Origin of the sequence: Longitalea luteola (genome assembly GCF_017356035.1) — a bacterium.
GTDB lineage: Bacteria > Bacteroidota > Bacteroidia > Chitinophagales > Chitinophagaceae > Niastella > Niastella luteola.
Genome location: NZ_JAFIQX010000010.1, coordinates 219,641 through 235,759, shown reverse-complemented (window position 1 = coordinate 235,759; position 16,119 = coordinate 219,641). Strand labels below are relative to the sequence as shown.

Here is a 16,119-nt window from a genome sequence, read left to right as displayed (position 1 = left end):
ATTTGGTAAATACAATCAACAGTTATGAAGCGTGTTCTACAGTGCCTGTCGTTATTGATGCTGACCGTTACTTTACAGCAATGCACTTATTCTCAACCTAATACAACGAAAAAAGAAAATATGGATACATCAAAAAAGAACCCGGTCTATTCCCGCACCGATTCGGCAAAAGTGAATATCAGCGAAGAAGAATGGAGAAAGATCCTGCCGGCGGATGTGTATGCCATTGCCCGCCAGAAGGGAACGGAAAGGCCCTGGACCAGCAAATATGAAGAGTCGAAGGAAGTAGGAACGTATTATTGCGCGGCCTGTGGCAATGCGCTGTTTAAAAGTGATACAAAATTTGAAAGCGGCTGTGGCTGGCCAAGCTTTTATCAGCCCATTACCAAGGGCAGTATTATTTATGCTCCCGATAATTCGCATGGCATGAGCCGCACCGAGGTAATGTGCGGCCGTTGCAAGTCGCACCTGGGCCATGTTTTTGAAGACGGCCCCCCGCCCACGGGCCTGCGGTATTGCATAAATGGCGTTGTACTTGACTTTGAAAAAGCTCAGGCTGCAGAAATAAAGTACAATGAAGGCGGCCAGCAAAAAAGTGGCGACAAAAAGGGTGAATAAAAGGCTGGTTCTCAATCTAAATTTTCCCCCAATTCGTCCGTAGGGGGAAAGATCTACCAAATATAAAATAATAAGCAAAAATGAAAATAACAGCAACCTTATACAACCGGTTTTTGTTATTTAAATAGCGACTGTGGTTCTTTAACCACTGGTCTATTTTTGCTTGTAATAATAGCGTGAAGGTGGCAGCCCTGGTAATTCAGGGCTGCCTTTTTTTACTCCGAAGCCGGAAGTCTGACACATAAGTCGGATGATTTTCGATATACTTGAATTCAGGCGAAGCATTTCAGCCTGCCGCACGCAGGTGCAGTATGAATTAGTAATTTTTCAGGCTGCTGACTTCAGGCTTCCGACTTCCGACTTCGTTATCTTTGCGCAATGAATAAAAAGAAGATGGTGTTACAACAGGTTACTGTTGAAGATTATGCGGCAGAAGGCAAGGCGCTGAGCAAAGTAGACGGTAAAGTGATCTTTATTGAGGGTGCAGTTCCCGGTGATGTGGTAGACGTACAGTTAACAAAAAGTAAAAAAGAATGGGGCGAAGGAAAAGCCGTTCGGTTCCATTCATGGAGCCCCGACCGGGTATCCCCGTTCTGCCAGCATTTTGGTGTTTGCGGCGGTTGTAAATGGCAGATGCTGCCCTATGAAAAACAATTGCTATATAAGCAGAATGAAGTGGTGCAGAACCTGAAGCGCATCGGCAAAGTGCAGTTGCCCCCGATTCAACCTATTATTGGTTGTACAGAAACGGCCCGCTACCGCAATAAGCTGGAATTTACTTTCAGCAACCGCCGTTACCTGTTGCCCGAAGAAATAGCGGCCGCGAAAGAAACGGTCATAGAGCAGGAGAACGCCCTGGGGTTTCATGTGCCCCGCCTGTTCGATAAAGTGATTGATATAACCACCTGCCATTTAATGGCCGAGCCGGTAAATGCCATCAAGAATACCATTCGCGAATATGCCCGCCAGCACAATTTGGCTTTTTATGACATCCGTTTTCACCAGGGCTGGTTGCGCACGCTGATCGTTCGGGTGGCCACCACCGGCGAAGTGATGGTGAATGTGTGCTTTGGCTACGAAGATGAAGCAGAAAGGATCCGTTTGTTCGATCACCTGTTACAACGGGTGCCGGGCATTACCACTTTGCTGTTTACCATCAATCCGAAAAAGAACGATACTATATACGACCTGGAACCAAAGGCTTATTACGGCAAAGGGTATATTATTGAAACCCTCTCGCGGGGAACTGTTGCCGAAAAACTGCAATTCAAGATCGGGCCCAAGTCATTTTTTCAAACCAATACCCGGCAGGGTGAGCGCCTGTACCAGGTAACCCGCGAGCTGGCTGAATTAACCGGTCAGCAAACAGTGTACGACCTGTATTGCGGTACCGGCAGTATCGGATTGTTTGTAAGCGATAAAGCCAAAAAGATAATCGGGGTTGAGACGGTTCAGGAGGCCATTGCCGATGCGAAGGAAAATGCTGCCCTCAATAATATTCAACATGCCGAGTTCTTTGCAGGCGATGTGATAGACGTTTGTACCAGCGAATTCTTCCAGCAGCATGGAAAACCAGATGTGGTCATTACCGATCCGCCACGGGCGGGCATGCATGAAAAACTGGTACGTAAGATCCTGGAAACCGCCGCACCGCTGGTAGTATATGTAAGCTGCAATCCGGCAACGCAGGCAAGGGATCTGAACCTGCTCGATGAAAAGTATGAAGTGACCCGGGTGCAACCGGTAGATATGTTCCCGCACACCCATCATATAGAGAATGTTGTTCAATTAAAGCTGCGATAATTGACAGAAAGAAACCTGAATAAGAAAGCTGAAGTACGAAGTAAGAAGTACGACGGGAGCGGTATGAAACAGTGATCAGGTTTGAAAAAAGGGAATTTTCATACTTACCGAATCTTACATCTTACTTCACAAATTATTCGCCCGGGCTTAAAAATAACAAAGCCGCTATCCTTTATTCAAAGAAACATACCGAAATTCACGTAATAAATTTAGAAGAATGGCAGATATCCGAATGCGGGGATTTCAATCAATTCCACCGGTAATTAAGAATCTGGTAATTATAAACGTTTTATTCTGGCTGGCAGAGTTAACCTTTAAAGAACCATTTATAAACGCTCTTGCGCTTCATCATCACGGAAATCCTTCTTTTGGAATATGGCAGTTGGTGTCGTACATGTTCCTGCACAGTCTGGCTCCTTTTCATATAATCATGAACATGTTTGTGCTGTGGATGTTCGGATCGCCGCTCGAAGATATCTGGGGAAGCAAGCGTTTCCTAATTTTTTACCTGATCTGCGGCGTTGGCGCCGCCCTTGTGCAACTGGGTGTTTTGGCCATTAGCATGAATGTGCTACAGGATAAATTAGCCAGCGGCAGCATATCATTAGAACAATTCAGGGAACGCGGCTCTGTTGTTTACTATACGACTGTTGTTGGGGCCTCGGGAGCTATCAATGGTGTAATGGCAGCTTTTGCCTATCTTTTTCCGAACACACCGCTGTTCATTTTTCCGTTACCGGTTCCGATAAAGGCAAAATACGTTGTCATCGGATATTTCCTACTCGACCTGTTCGGCGGAATTAACCCTTCGTACGGCGACAATGTAGCCCATTTTGCCCACGTGGGTGGCGCAATAGTTGGTTTAATTTTGGTAATGACTATGAACAGATCGAACCGGCGCACCTTTTATTGATCGTTTGCAACTTTAACACCTCTTTAGCTGTTATTATACCGGAATGGAGATAAAGGGAACGTAATAAATTCAGGAAGGCGGGGCTCGACGGATTGACCGAACACGAAGGAATTTGTAAATTCACTAAAATATATTCCGTGCTAAGAGAAGATAGGTATAAGAAAAAAGTAGGTCTGGGCCAGGATGGAAATTCACTGGTCCTGTTAATTGGTGCCATTGCCATCATCTTCTGTATTTTCAAATTCATCTGGCTGGTGTACAAAATAGCCGATAAGGATCTATCGGCCTATGACCAGAATATCTTTAACTGGCTGGTGGTACCCGGCGATTTCGAGAAAATGATGACCCGCCCGTGGACGCTGCTGTCGTTCATGTTCATGCACAGCAATCCCTGGGAGATGATAGGTAATTTATTATGGCTATGGGCTTTCGGCTATATTTTCCAGGAGATCACCGGAAATAGGAAACTGATCCCCCTTTTTATCTACGGAAGTGTAGGGGCCGGCATATTCTTCACTTTGTGTTACAATCTTATTCCAAAGCTGGTACCCATGGGGCCGGCTGTTACCCTGGTAGGCGCATCCGCCGGCATTTGGGCCATTGCAGTGGCGGCCACTACCATGGACCCCGATTACCGCATTTTTCCCATGATCAACGGCGGCTTTCCGTTATGGATAATGACTGTGATTTATTTGATCATTGATTTTGCACTCATCGCAGCACAAAAGAGTCCGCCCGGGTATTTTGCCCATCTCGCCGGCGGCTTTGTTGGATTTTTGTTCATTTATCAATTGCGGCGTGGGCACGACTGGAGCAACTGGATGAATAATTTCTTCGACTGGTTAGGCAATCTGTTCAATCCCGACAGGCAAAGCTGGAAAAAAACCGCAAGAACCGACCTGCATTACAATGCGAGGGGAACCCAGCCTTACAAGAAGATACCGAATATTACCCAGAAAAGGATTGATGAAATATTAGACAAAATCAATCAACAAGGCTATCGTTTTCTCACCGATGAAGAAAAAGATATTCTGAAACGGGCCGCAGAAGATGAAGAATTGTAATTTTAAATATGGCCCGGTTTGTTAGAACATTCACAAAGCGGTTATGCATTATATTGAACGTGGTTGTCGCCGGTCTGTTCCTGATAGCCTGCGCCAACGCCTGGCTGCATCCATCTAAATGGTGGTTTTTTTCAATTCTGGGCCTCGGATTCCCCGTGTTGCTGATCTTTTTATTTGCCTTCCTGGTCTTCTGGCTCATCTTTCGATCAAAATGGGCCCTCTTACCTGCCCTCGTACTGCTGATTGGCTTCAGTAATATCCGGGTTTTTCTGGGACTGCATTTCGCTACTTCCTTCACACCGGCAAAAAAAGAAAACGCCATTCGCGTGCTGACGTGGAATGTGCACTGGTTCGACGAACATAACCGGAAACTCAAGGAACATAAGGATTACCGCAAAAAAATGATCGCTTTCATCAAAGAGCAGGATGCGGATATCCTTTGCTTTCAGGAATTCCTGGAAATGGGAAAATCGTTCACTAACAGTAACACAAACGCCATTGTACAGCTAAATTATCCCTACTATTACCGGGTCATCGATTACGGCGCGGCCAGTGGCCGCTTTCAGTCGGGGGTGGCCATTTTTTCACGTTTTCCTATTGTTGACACCCAGCGGGTACGGTTTCCGGAATCAGGCAAAGTACGGGCGGCAGCAGAAAGCCTGATAGGAGTTGATGTACTGGCGAATGGTAAAAAGATCAGGGTATATTCTACACATCTGCAATCGGTTCTGTTCCAGAAGAATGATTACCGGAATATCGAGATCATAAAATCGGCCGACGATAGCATGGTCACCGCCTCCCGTTCTATTTTAAAAAAGCTGCGGAATGGTTACGCATCGCGCGGGTTCCAGGCCGACCTGGTACGCGGAAAACTGGATAGCTGTCCGTACCCCGAGATCATTTGCGGCGATTTTAACGATGTCCCCAACTCATATACTTATTTTCGAATAAAAGGAAACCGGCAGGATGCTTTTGTGAGAAAAGGCAGTGGCATCGGGCGCAGTTTTACGGCTATATCACCTACCCTGCGCATAGATTATATCCTGGCCGATAAAGCATTCGACGTGCTCCAATACAATCGTTTCGTGGTGCCCTATTCGGATCATTACCCGGTGGTGGCAGATCTCAGGTTGGCAGACGATTAAACGGGTGTTATTTTGGTGCTGAGGCCGAAGTTGGAAGTCGGAAGTCGGATGTACGAAGTACTAAGCCTGAGGCGACTGTTAATTTTGAGGCTGAAATCTGTAAAAGCCTCAGACCTCAGACCTCAAACTTCAGACCTCAGATTCGCCGTTCTGGCAGGATACATTTACTTTTGCAGTTACCGGCTTTAATTTAATTATCATCAGACTGATTTAATGAATTTTTATGAGTGAACTGAAAGTGCTCAACTCTTATACAAGGCAAAAAGAAGTATTCACACCCATTACACCCGGTCACGTGGGGCTGTACGTGTGCGGACCTACCGTTAGCGGCGAAAGCCATCTCGGGCATGCACGGCCGTATGTTACCTTCGATGTGATATACCGGTACCTGATGCACCTCGGTTACAAAGTACGGTATGTACGTAACATTACCGATGCCGGTCATTTTGAAGAAGAAGGAAGGGAAGCCGAAGATAAAATTGCCAAAAAAGCGGTACTGGAGAAGCTGGAGCCTATGGAGCTGGTTCAAAAATATACCAACCTGTTCCATTGGGGGATGAAACAGCTCAACAACCTGGATCCCAGCATTGAACCTACCGCAACCGGTCATATCGTAGAACAGATAGAAATGATCAAAAAGATCATGGAAGAAGGGTATGCCTACGAGATGAACGGCTCAGTTTATTTTGATGTAAAAAAGTATGCGGAAAGTTATCCATACGGCAAACTCAGCGGCCGCGTAATGGATGACCTGCTGGAAACCACCCGCGACCTGGAAGGACAGGAAGAAAAACGGAACAAGCAGGACTTTGCGTTGTGGAAAGCGGCCCCGCCAGAACACATCATGCGCTGGGTAAGTCCCTGGGGCGAAGGTTTTCCCGGCTGGCATATCGAGTGCTCGGCCATGAGCAGTAAATACCTGGGGGCTGAATTTGATATTCACGGGGGCGGCATGGATCTGCAATTCCCGCATCATGAAAGTGAAATTGCCCAAAGCACCATTTGCAATAAACATGTGCCTGCCCGGTATTGGATCCATAACAATATGATCACGATCAATGGCCGGAAAATGGGTAAGAGCTACAACAACGTGATCAAGTTAACGGAGCTGTTCAGTGGAGAACATCCATTGCTCGAAAAGGCCTATAGCGGACAAACCATTCGCTTCTTTATTCTGCAAACCCATTACCGCAGTACGCTCGACTTCAGCAATGAAGCATTACAGGCTTCTGAAAAAGGATTGAAGCGGTTATGGGAAGCCTATGAAGTCTTGCAGAAAATAGACGTTGGTGCATTTAAATCAAGCGCCGGTGATGCTGAATTGGAGAATAAGATCAAGACCTTATTGCTTGAGCTGGATGAATTCATGAACGATGACTTCAACACCGCAAAAGTGCTGGCCAATATCTTCGAGCTGGTGCCGGTGATCAACTCCATAAAAGATAAACATATTACCCCTGATGCCATCAGCGCAGATACGATGAAATTGTTGCAGCAGTATTTCAAGCAGTACCTCGAAGATATACTGGGGTTGAAAGGCGACGTAGAGAAGGAAGATGGCAAACTGGAAGGGGTGATCGGTCTGCTGATAGAAATAAGAAAAGAAGCCAAGGCCAGAAAAGACTATGCTACTTCAGATAAGATCCGCCAGCAATTGCAACAGCTGGGTATTTTATTGAAAGATGAAAAAGACGGCGGCATAAGTTATTCTTTTGCGTAATACGCTGAACGCTCAACGCAAAACGCAGAACGCTCAACCCTGAACGCTGAACCTGCCTGCCGGCAGGCAGGCGCAAAACACAAAGCGCAGAACGCAAGGACCTGTAAGGTGCCCCATTTAAGCTTGCCAGGGTAGTAAGTTTATGTGCACCTGACAGGTATTTGTCTGGCCTGAAGCCTTAGGCGTTAAGCATTCAGCTTTTTTGCTCTCAGCATTTCCCTTTTTCCGGGCGGCCCGGGGATTTTTTCTACATGGAATCCAGCAGCTATCATGGCCCGCCTAACATCCCCCTTGCTGCAATAGGTCACCAGGATGCCATCCGGCGCCAGCATGTTCAGCAATTGTTCAAACACCTCGCTGGTCCATAGGTCGGGTTGCGCGCCCGGCGCAAATGCATCGTAATAGATAATATTTACAGGTTCAACAGGGGTATAGTTGGCCAGAAGTGTATTTACTTTTCGTAAGGAAAACAGATCCGTAATCGGTTCCGTTGTGTTCCATTCGCTCGAATGCAACAATGCAAACACTGGTTGAGAAGCGGGTTGCTCCAGCGTTTTGCTATAATTCAATTGTTCTATTATTGACTGTTCGAGCGGAAAAGCCTCCACCGTTTCATACATTATTCTTACTTGCAGCCGTTCGGCCTCCAGGGCCGTAAGCAAGGCATTGAGGCCGGTTCCAAAACCCATTTCAAAGATTACACAGCGGCTGGCAGTCTTGTTCTGGTTGCGCCAGTACCGCAAGCCGGCTTCAATAAATACATGCAACGACTCCTGTACAGCACCATAAACCGAATGGTAAGCGACCTGCCACTCAGGAACAGCTATGGAATGGGAGCCATCTTTGGTAACGATCAAATTTCGTTGCATGGGAACAAAATTAACAGGTAAATTGCAAAGAGGCCGGAACAAACGCGTTATCAATCATCAGGGGTACGGCCTTAAAACAAATCAGCAAGCTATGGCCAGCGAATACACGGTACACCTTTCAAAAGATAAAAAACTGAAAAAGCTTATTGAACAGAATGGTGTTTTTACCCTTAAAAAGCAAAAGAATGTATGCACCTGGTTGTGTGCATCCATTATGAGCCAGCAGCTTTCCGCCAAAGTAGCCGACGTGATCTATAAACGGTTTTTGAACCTGTACCAGGGCATTGAACCAACGCCTGAGCAGATCATTGCTACACCGCCGGAAACCTTACGCAGCATCGGCCTGTCTAACGCCAAAGTAAGTTATGTGCAAAATGTAGCCCGCTTCACTGTGGAGCAGGGCATGGACCATCGCAAGCTGCATAAAATGAATGATGAAGAAGTTATAGAGTACCTGACGCAGATCAAAGGGGTTGGCCGCTGGACGGTTGAAATGCTGCTCATCTTTGCACTTCGCCGGGAAAATGTATTTGCTATAGACGACCTGGGTATACAGAATGCCATGATCGCCCTGTACAAGCTCGACCGTACTGATAAAAAACAATTCCGCGAAGACATGTTACGTGTTGCTCAAAAATGGAGCCCATATCGCAGTTATGCGTGTATGTATCTTTGGCGTTATAAGGACAACGCACCGCCGTTAAAGAAAACGTAGCCGGTTCATTAGGCCATTAGCACATTAGCTAATTAGCAAATTAGCACATTGGCTATACCACATTCCACCACGGTTTATCGTCATCTTCCTTTTTAGGAGTGTTATTATTTTGAGCAGGAGGTGTTTGCGGTTTAGTTTCGGGTTTGGCGGTAAGGGTAACAGGGTACTGCAGCCGGTTGGTTTGCAGCAGGGCCGCAATTTGTTGTTGAAAAGCAGCGCCCTGAACGGGTTTCACCATTTTTACAAAATTGGCGTAACCGGTTACAGCACTCGCCAGATTGCCATGACCCCAATGTATCGTTTCTGCTTCTTTTGTTTTTAACTGGTGCAGCACCGCTCTGAACCGACGCAGCTTTTTACGGGAGATACCTGCTTTTTCATTCACCACAATTCCGGTCACTTCCTGGCAGGTACCTTTTCGCATTATGCGGATCTTGTCGGGATGAACCGTAAAGCCTTCATCAGTGAGTATTTTTTTAATGCGCCAAACCAGCTGCTGTGCGTTGGTAGCAGCATCATTGAAAGAGAAAGTGATATCATCGGCATACCGGGTAAAACTGCATTGGTTTTTGGCAGCCAAACCCTGTAATCTTTTATCCAGCTGATAGCAAAGGATATTCGTAATGGCCGGACTTGTAGGCGCTCCCTGTGGCAATACCCGCTCGCCTTTCTGAACAAAATAATTTTTGCCGTCAATGCTCACTTCCTCAGTAACTGCTTCTGTGCATAACAGCGCAAGGATAACCGCTATCTTTTCAGAAAAGCCTAATTGCTGTAATAAACCTTTTACTCTTTTATAATGAATGGAGGGGAAGAAATCTTTCACGTCGATGTTCACTACTACTTCTTTGCCGATATGCGGCTGCGCATTGCTGATAATTGACCGTTGTAAAGCAAAACCATGTACGGCCGGGTGAACAGCTATTTTGTTGAAAATGTTTTCCAGGATCCAGTATTGTACCTGCTTTAACCGCGGCATGGGCGCTGAGATCAATCTTCTGCCGCCAGATTTTTTTGGAATGTAAAATTTACGGTAGTGTGAAACACTTGATACTTTGCGGGAAAATGATAAAAAACGCAGTTCTTTTAATGGGATGCCCATGGCCAGCGCCAGTTCATTTTCATTTTTAAAAACAGGCAGCTTGTGTTTTTGTAAAGCCGCTACATTGTTCGCGATATTGTTCAGTCCCACAGAAACCCCTTCACCCAGATAAATGATCTCTTTTTCTTTTTGTTTTTTCCAGGCTTCCGCTTTCTCGAAACGTTCTTTTTCTTTTTTCTTTTTATTTTCCTCGCGTTTCAATTTGGTTTCCGCCATCCGCTTCATGCGCATTTCCTTCAATACGGCTTCCTTGTTCTCGTATTTCCGCTTTTCTTCATAGAGTTTATTGAGCTCTTTGTTAAGCTCACCTTCTTTTTTGATCAGCAGCTCCGGAACGGTGGGCTGATCATCGCTCTTGCGCCAAAAGCCCATACGCTTCATTTCTTCCAGTATCACTTCGTCTCTTGATGTTGCGCGGATGCGGTCGTATAACTCCTGACGGATGTTTCTGTTATCTGCCATGTTGGGTGAGGAAAGGAGATCATGTTCTAACAGAGGGGAAACATGCTGCCTTCGTGCCTGCTGGTGACCAGATTAATCAACGCAAGGCATATGTGTACTACCGTACTATTTAGGCACATAGTGCCCGTACTGAAAATAGTACGGTAGTACATATATGCCATAGTAAAGATTACATTTGGTGATGCATGAAATATTCATGTTGCATGAGCGACGAAACATCGCTCTTTCCTTTCGGAAGCAAGGTGCATGTAATTATTTCCCCTCTGTCAAAGAACACGAAATGTGGTTAACAAATATAATTTCCTATTTTTTAATTTCTAAATAATTCGGGATTCTTTTTTTATTACTTATTCACGTTGGACCTTACCTGAAACCTTCTGTAATTCTTGTTTTGTTATACAGCTGGCGAATGGCCAGCATATGCTCACAAGGTCCTTTATATAACTTATTCTCGATATAATAACTGCAATCGCAACTGGCCGATCTTATTTTCTCATCGGCATCTATTAGTAATTGTGCTTTATACGTTTTACGGCTGGCTTTTACCGTACCGCTTAGCTGCAGGCTGCCATCGGCCTGGGGCTGTGCATTGAATGTTATTTCCTGAGATTTCAACAGTGCTGCCGCCATTTCTTCACGCGGGTTATCGAAACGCAGCTTATCAAAAGGCAATGGCTCCCGGCTTAATTCCCGCAGGCGGTAAACATTCCGGTTCAGATCATAAATGACGCGGCCGGCCTGCGTGTAAGCGCTTAAAGCGCCGGATACCTGGGCCGTATCCAGGTTCAGTTGTTGGGCGAATTGCTGCGAAGTGCCAAACAACTCTTTTTGTATGGCGGTAAATACTTTTGTTTTGATGGCATCATCTACGTGGAGTCGGGGCGCCAGCAGATCGAAATTGCCGGCATGACTCCAGTCGTTGGTCGTCCAGCCGCTTAAACCTAACGTGAAATTCATATCGCCCAGGTCGGCTATATAAAAAGAAGGTAAACCGGTACCCAGCAGATGCACGGTGAATTTTCTGGCAACCGGGATCAGTCTTTCCAGTATCAGTAACCGCCTTCTTCCCCAGGTCCTTACCTCCTGCCTGGTTGGCCCCGGATAAATGCTGCGCGCACAGATAATTTCCTTGCCCCAGGGCTCCAGGATGATCTTTACCGGTTGGCCGGGTTCCAGCACATAACGCAGCGAACGCGGGCCTCTCTTTTCTTTGAAGCGGCGTAACAATAAACAGATATTGTAAATATCCATCGGGTGCAGATCGAACTCGATGGTGGGCAGGGTCATGGCGCTGCTCACCTGTAAAAAGCCGCGTACCCAGCTGTCGGGCAGATCGATCTTTTTTTCCTTGTATAAATCCTCGTGGGTGGTTTGAACGGTAAATCCGGTCGGGTCCACTTTCAATTCTGTTTCTTTATAATCCCGGATCTTCTGAAATTCTTCGTACAGAGCGGAAGAGTAATCGACGTTAGTGGTTCCGCATTTATAATCGTCAATTTCCCTGAACACATTGTAATTGCAGCCCAGCTTGCCATAGGTAGATTCATCCTGGCTAAAGCATTCGAAGAATAGCTCATCGGGATGAATGGTGATCACCGGGTCAAACACGATCCAGGCGTCGCGGTCCTTTTCGTATAGATAGTTGAAATATTTGGACCGGGCAGTATAAAAGGGCGCCATCACCTTTTCTTTCTGCGTACGTACTTCGTTCAGCTCCTTCCATATTTGCTCGATGCGGTTGTTAGCTGCATTGGCGTCATATCCGGCCATATATTCGGCCAGGAATAAAGCTTCATTTTGCGCCACCCATTCTTTGTAGGCGGTTTTGTCTTTTGGCTTGAACCGCAGATCGCTTATCACCACATCGTGCAGGGCAGAGATAGCTTCGCGAAAGGCGAGCTTTTTATGCAGCTTGCCTACAAACCAGGCGCTTTCCCGCAGGGTATCGGGCGCAAACGACAATCCCGTCTTTCGCAATGTACTGGTTACAGTACTGTTACCGGCAAACCTGTAATTAAATAACATGGGAACCTTTTATTTTGAGAGTTCTGGATTCAATCGAAGCGTTTGTTGTTTATGGTTTGCGGTTTATGGTTCTCAATTTTCCAGGTTCACTACTGTCTTCTGCCTTCAACCGCCAACACAGCAAACCGATTAACTAACCTCTAAGTTCAATTTCCTTAACCGTCAGGGGGCTTTCTACTTCATATAAAGACTTCAGTTGCAGCAATATCTCAATACATTTCGCCTTATCGCCAATAGCTGCAATGGCCGATACATCGGAGAGCAGCGCGCCGATCAGTTTGGCGGCGGCTTCTGATTTACGGCCTTCGGTTAACAGGAACTGGTACAGCCTGTTCTTGGCAATGCGGCTTTTATTTACCCGCGTTAATACCGAGCGGAAGTAGAACTCCAGCGATTGTAACCTTTCTATATCATCAGCCGCAAATCGTTCAAGGTAATTGGTGGCGAACAGCTGCATACGTTCGCTGGGGTGTTGACTTAATTTCAACAAATAGGTGGTGCCATGTTCACTGGTAAAGAATTTAGTGATCAGCTCGCGGCCATACGCTTCAACATCGGGTTTAACAGAATCGGCAAGGGCGATGAGCGCCTCGGGCGACCAGTCATCAGCGGTGAATTGCTCGCGGAAGTATTGCATGGCAAACTGCCGGCTGTCGTTCCATTTACTGTCAAGTAGTTTAACAGCAGCCTCTTTTTCAAATTTGACGCGCGCTACCTGTTCTTTATAAAATTTCCAGCACCAGGAACGTACATTCAGGTTCTCGTGGCCACCCAGGGCAACTACCTGTGGTATGGTCAATTGAGAAGGTTCAGTATATTTTTCCAGAATAACAACACCCACATTCTGTGCAGCCGCATAATTACCGTACAACAGGTTTAGCGCTGTTTCTTTATTGGCATTCTGTAAGTAGTTGCTTAGTTCGTGGCATAACAGGTTGCTTATATCATCGTGCAGGCCTTCACTCGTTTCTTTTCTCAACAGGAATGGCATCAGCAGACCGGCCGCCTTTTCACCGAAAGTTCTGTTGTTTTGCGCCATGCGATAAACAACAGGGGCTATACCCCGCCTCACCTGCTGGTAGGGAGATGTGCAGCAAAGGATGACCTCATCAGCATATTTGAACAGGGTATCGTCTGGCAGGTCGTGCAGCAAAGAGAGCCCTGCATCGCGTACCGGTGCGTAACTGTGTTGCAGTAAACCGAATAACAACGAACTTTTCAATTCCTGCAGGTTGATGGATTGTTGTCTGGCTTTTAACAATTGCAAGCCGAACACCAACACCGGCGGTACATTGTGCTGCAGCAGATCGGCAATTACGGTCATCGATACCTGTTGCAATTCCTGTCCGAATAATTCAACCAGGTTTTCAGAAACCCGTTGAATGATGGGCTCATTTTCGCTGGTCATGCCTTCAAACGCCATGAGCTTCGCAATTGCTTTACCGATCACCGAATTTTTGATATCGCTGCCCAGATTGTAGTTCTTCAGAAGTCCTTTTCCCCAGGCTGCTATATCGGCGTCGACAGCGAAGATGAGGTCTTTGATAAAATCACTTTGCTGCAGGTAGTGCTGCAGGTATAAAGTGGTCCATTCTTTTCCTGTCTGGCGGGCATTTGCATTAGGCGAATTCAGCAAGGCCATGACCAGGTCCGCATCGGCCTGTTTGCCTGCAAATTTTTCTGCCGTGAGCCGTAAACCAAAAGCAGCCGGTATGTCGAACGGCGATAACAATAATTTTATGCAGGCATGTTTATCCAGCTTTTCTTTGATCTCATTCCATTGCGGATGGCTGGTTAAGCCGCCCAGTGCAAATTCATGGATCTCTTCCAACTGCGCTTCCATGAGCAGTTGTACATACGACTGCGGCAGTTTGTTCCATAAATGCAGGAATGGCGTTCCATTTTCATTCATGGGTGAAGTTGCTGGCTCAGCCGTGTTACCGGAAATCGTTTGTGCCGTTTCTTTTTTCTTTCCAAATAGACCCGACAGCTTTTTTAACAGACCTGAATCTTCTTTTTTAGCAGTGGCAGGATTATTCTTCCTGTGGGCGAGTAGTTCATGTTCTGTTTTAATACGCCAGATATCATTACTGAGCAGCTTCAGTTCCGGATGATCGCCGCTTAATATTTTATGCAGGAAAAAAGCATGTGCATTCTGGGGAAAGCGGAGCTCAGTTCTAACATAGCTGCGGCCGTTCCATTTATAGTCTGAAGTGGAATATGCTTCCTTACTGTCTGTTTCTTTATTATAAGAGAGCAGGATACCGGTAGCCAGTTTTACATAATCAAGGCTGTTGAGCTTGCCATACATTTGTAAACGGCGGTTGACGCGGTGACGTAAATAACGCCGGGTTCTTTGCGAATAGGCCAGCCGGCTGTTCTTCTTCCGCAGCTCCTGGTTCGGATTAACATATCCATTCACCTGAACATAGTAATTTTCGCCTTGCAGGTTCGTATTCGTAAAGTGATGAATGAATTGCTCCCGTTCCCGTTCAAACCGCAGGGCCAGCATACCGCAGAATTCGAAATCATCTAACAGCTCCGCCTGTTTGAATATAGCGCGGATATGTTTGAAGAACCCGGGTTTTAACGGCACTTGTAATAATAACTTTTTAACAACCGGGCGCATCCATTTCTTTTCCGTTGAAATCAGGTAAAGGGCTTCCAGCCAGTTATACTGCGGTTCCTCGTTCGTGATCCTTTCCATTACGATCGAATCCAGCACCTGCGGCTGATTGGCATCAACAGCCGCTTTTATTGCTTCTGGTAACGATCTGAGGAAGATACTCAGGTGCTCTTCTTTTGCAGTTCCGCTTAACACCTGCAGCAAACCGGCGCCTGCTATTTTTTTAATAACCGGGGATGGATGTTCGCGGAAAATTTGTTGTAAAGCCGAAGCTGCTGATTCATTGCCACAGCGTGCAAGGGCCCAGGTACAACAATATTGATGAACAAGGTCGTCATTGGTGTTATATAACCTGGTTATATATTGTGCTGCCTCGGCGATCCTGTACTCGCCCGCTTTCCAGATAATGCGGGAAAGTTTCCAGGGCGTGCGATAAGAAGTGGTGTTGCCCTGTACGGCGTTAGATAAGCGCTGCAGAATACCCCTGGAACGGCCGGGCGGCATCGACATAAAGTTGGCGCCTATGGTCGTTTCTGTCGTTAATTTGAATGCAGTGGTCTGTGGAGCCGAAGAGACGCCGCTTTCGGAAGCGGTATAGCCTTTTGATAATTTTTCATTTTCCACCTCGTGAAAAAGTCTTTCAGCTTCGGCGAGCGCAACGGGCACCGGGGTTTTACTGCCTTCTTTTAATTTGGAATACCTTCGACCATACCGGAAGTTCACCACATATTTATCATTGCCCACATCGCAAAGGTCGATCTCATATACTTTGTCGGAATTCCCTTCTTTAAAATACAGGATACTTTGTTTAACAAGGCGCATGGATAAGCTACAAATTAGGTGCGGGTAAGATATATAAAAACATTTGATAAAACCAGCACCTGATTATTTTATGTTTAATAAATAAATGGCAGGGGAAAAATACCCATTGCAATTTTATTTACAATGGAAAGAAAGTCACGCTAACACAGATATTCAGGTAAATGGGTACTATTATTAATTATAGGGGCAGGAATTTATACACAGGACGGGGAGATATTAGGAAAGGGAATTTGAA

Annotated in this window: 11 protein-coding genes; 7 read left to right on the top strand and 4 right to left on the bottom strand. The window is 46.1% G+C overall.

The window, feature by feature from the left end; genetic code table 11:
• The first annotated feature begins 24 nt into the window (after positions 1-24).
• From msrB to cysS, 6 genes are all read left to right on the top strand, one after another.
• Positions 25-618: a peptide-methionine (R)-S-oxide reductase MsrB gene (gene msrB, locus JUB15_RS22000; RefSeq protein WP_207514806.1), complete on the top strand. Its 594-nt coding sequence runs from the start codon at positions 25-27 to the stop codon at positions 616-618.
• A gap of 378 nt (positions 619-996) precedes the next feature.
• On the top strand, positions 997-2,421 hold the full coding sequence (rlmD, locus tag JUB15_RS21995; protein WP_207514805.1) for a 23S rRNA (uracil(1939)-C(5))-methyltransferase RlmD: 1,425 nt from the start codon (positions 997-999) through the stop codon (positions 2,419-2,421).
• Positions 2,422-2,638: 217 nt separating this feature from the next.
• A complete protein-coding gene (locus tag JUB15_RS21990; protein ID WP_242696462.1) occupies positions 2,639-3,334 on the top strand; it encodes a rhomboid family intramembrane serine protease in 696 nt (231 codons plus the stop codon).
• Positions 3,335-3,471: 137 nt separating this feature from the next.
• A complete protein-coding gene (locus JUB15_RS21985) occupies positions 3,472-4,398 on the top strand; it encodes a rhomboid family intramembrane serine protease (RefSeq protein WP_207514804.1) in 927 nt (308 codons plus the stop codon).
• 8 nt (positions 4,399-4,406) lie between these two features.
• Positions 4,407-5,543 (top strand): endonuclease/exonuclease/phosphatase family protein, encoded by a 1,137-nt coding sequence (locus JUB15_RS21980; protein WP_207514803.1) that lies wholly within the window; start codon positions 4,407-4,409, stop codon positions 5,541-5,543.
• Between the two features lie 223 nt (positions 5,544-5,766).
• Complete coding sequence (cysS, locus tag JUB15_RS21975) at positions 5,767-7,263, top strand: cysteine--tRNA ligase (RefSeq protein ID WP_207514802.1); 1,497 nt, start codon at positions 5,767-5,769, stop codon at positions 7,261-7,263.
• A 185-nt stretch (positions 7,264-7,448) separates the two neighbouring features.
• Here cysS and mnmC2 read toward each other — a convergent pair whose 3' ends face one another.
• Positions 7,449-8,132, bottom strand: coding sequence for a tRNA (5-methylaminomethyl-2-thiouridine)(34)-methyltransferase MnmC2 (mnmC2, locus tag JUB15_RS21970; RefSeq protein ID WP_207514801.1), 684 nt, complete (start codon positions 8,130-8,132; stop codon positions 7,449-7,451).
• Between mnmC2 and JUB15_RS21965 the strand changes: the two genes are divergently transcribed.
• Positions 8,131-8,847, top strand: coding sequence for a DNA-3-methyladenine glycosylase family protein (locus JUB15_RS21965; RefSeq protein WP_242696461.1), 717 nt, complete (start codon positions 8,131-8,133; stop codon positions 8,845-8,847). The genes mnmC2 and JUB15_RS21965 overlap by 2 nt on opposite strands.
• Before the next feature lie 52 nt (positions 8,848-8,899).
• On the opposite strand, the gene JUB15_RS21960 is transcribed toward JUB15_RS21965, so the two are convergent.
• From JUB15_RS21960 to JUB15_RS21950, 3 genes are all read right to left on the bottom strand, one after another.
• On the bottom strand, positions 8,900-10,411 hold the full coding sequence (locus JUB15_RS21960) for a reverse transcriptase family protein (RefSeq protein WP_207514800.1): 1,512 nt from the start codon (positions 10,409-10,411) through the stop codon (positions 8,900-8,902).
• A 363-nt stretch (positions 10,412-10,774) separates the two neighbouring features.
• Positions 10,775-12,436 carry an SWIM zinc finger family protein gene (locus tag JUB15_RS21955; RefSeq protein WP_207514799.1) on the bottom strand — a complete coding sequence of 554 codons (1,662 nt, stop codon included), beginning with the start codon at positions 12,434-12,436 and terminating at the stop codon, positions 10,775-10,777.
• Between the two features lie 133 nt (positions 12,437-12,569).
• The gene (locus JUB15_RS21950) at positions 12,570-15,884 is read right to left on the bottom strand and encodes a hypothetical protein (protein ID WP_207514798.1); all 3,315 of its coding nucleotides are present in this window, start codon (positions 15,882-15,884) and stop codon (positions 12,570-12,572) included.
• Between the last annotated feature and the right edge of the window lie 235 nt (positions 15,885-16,119).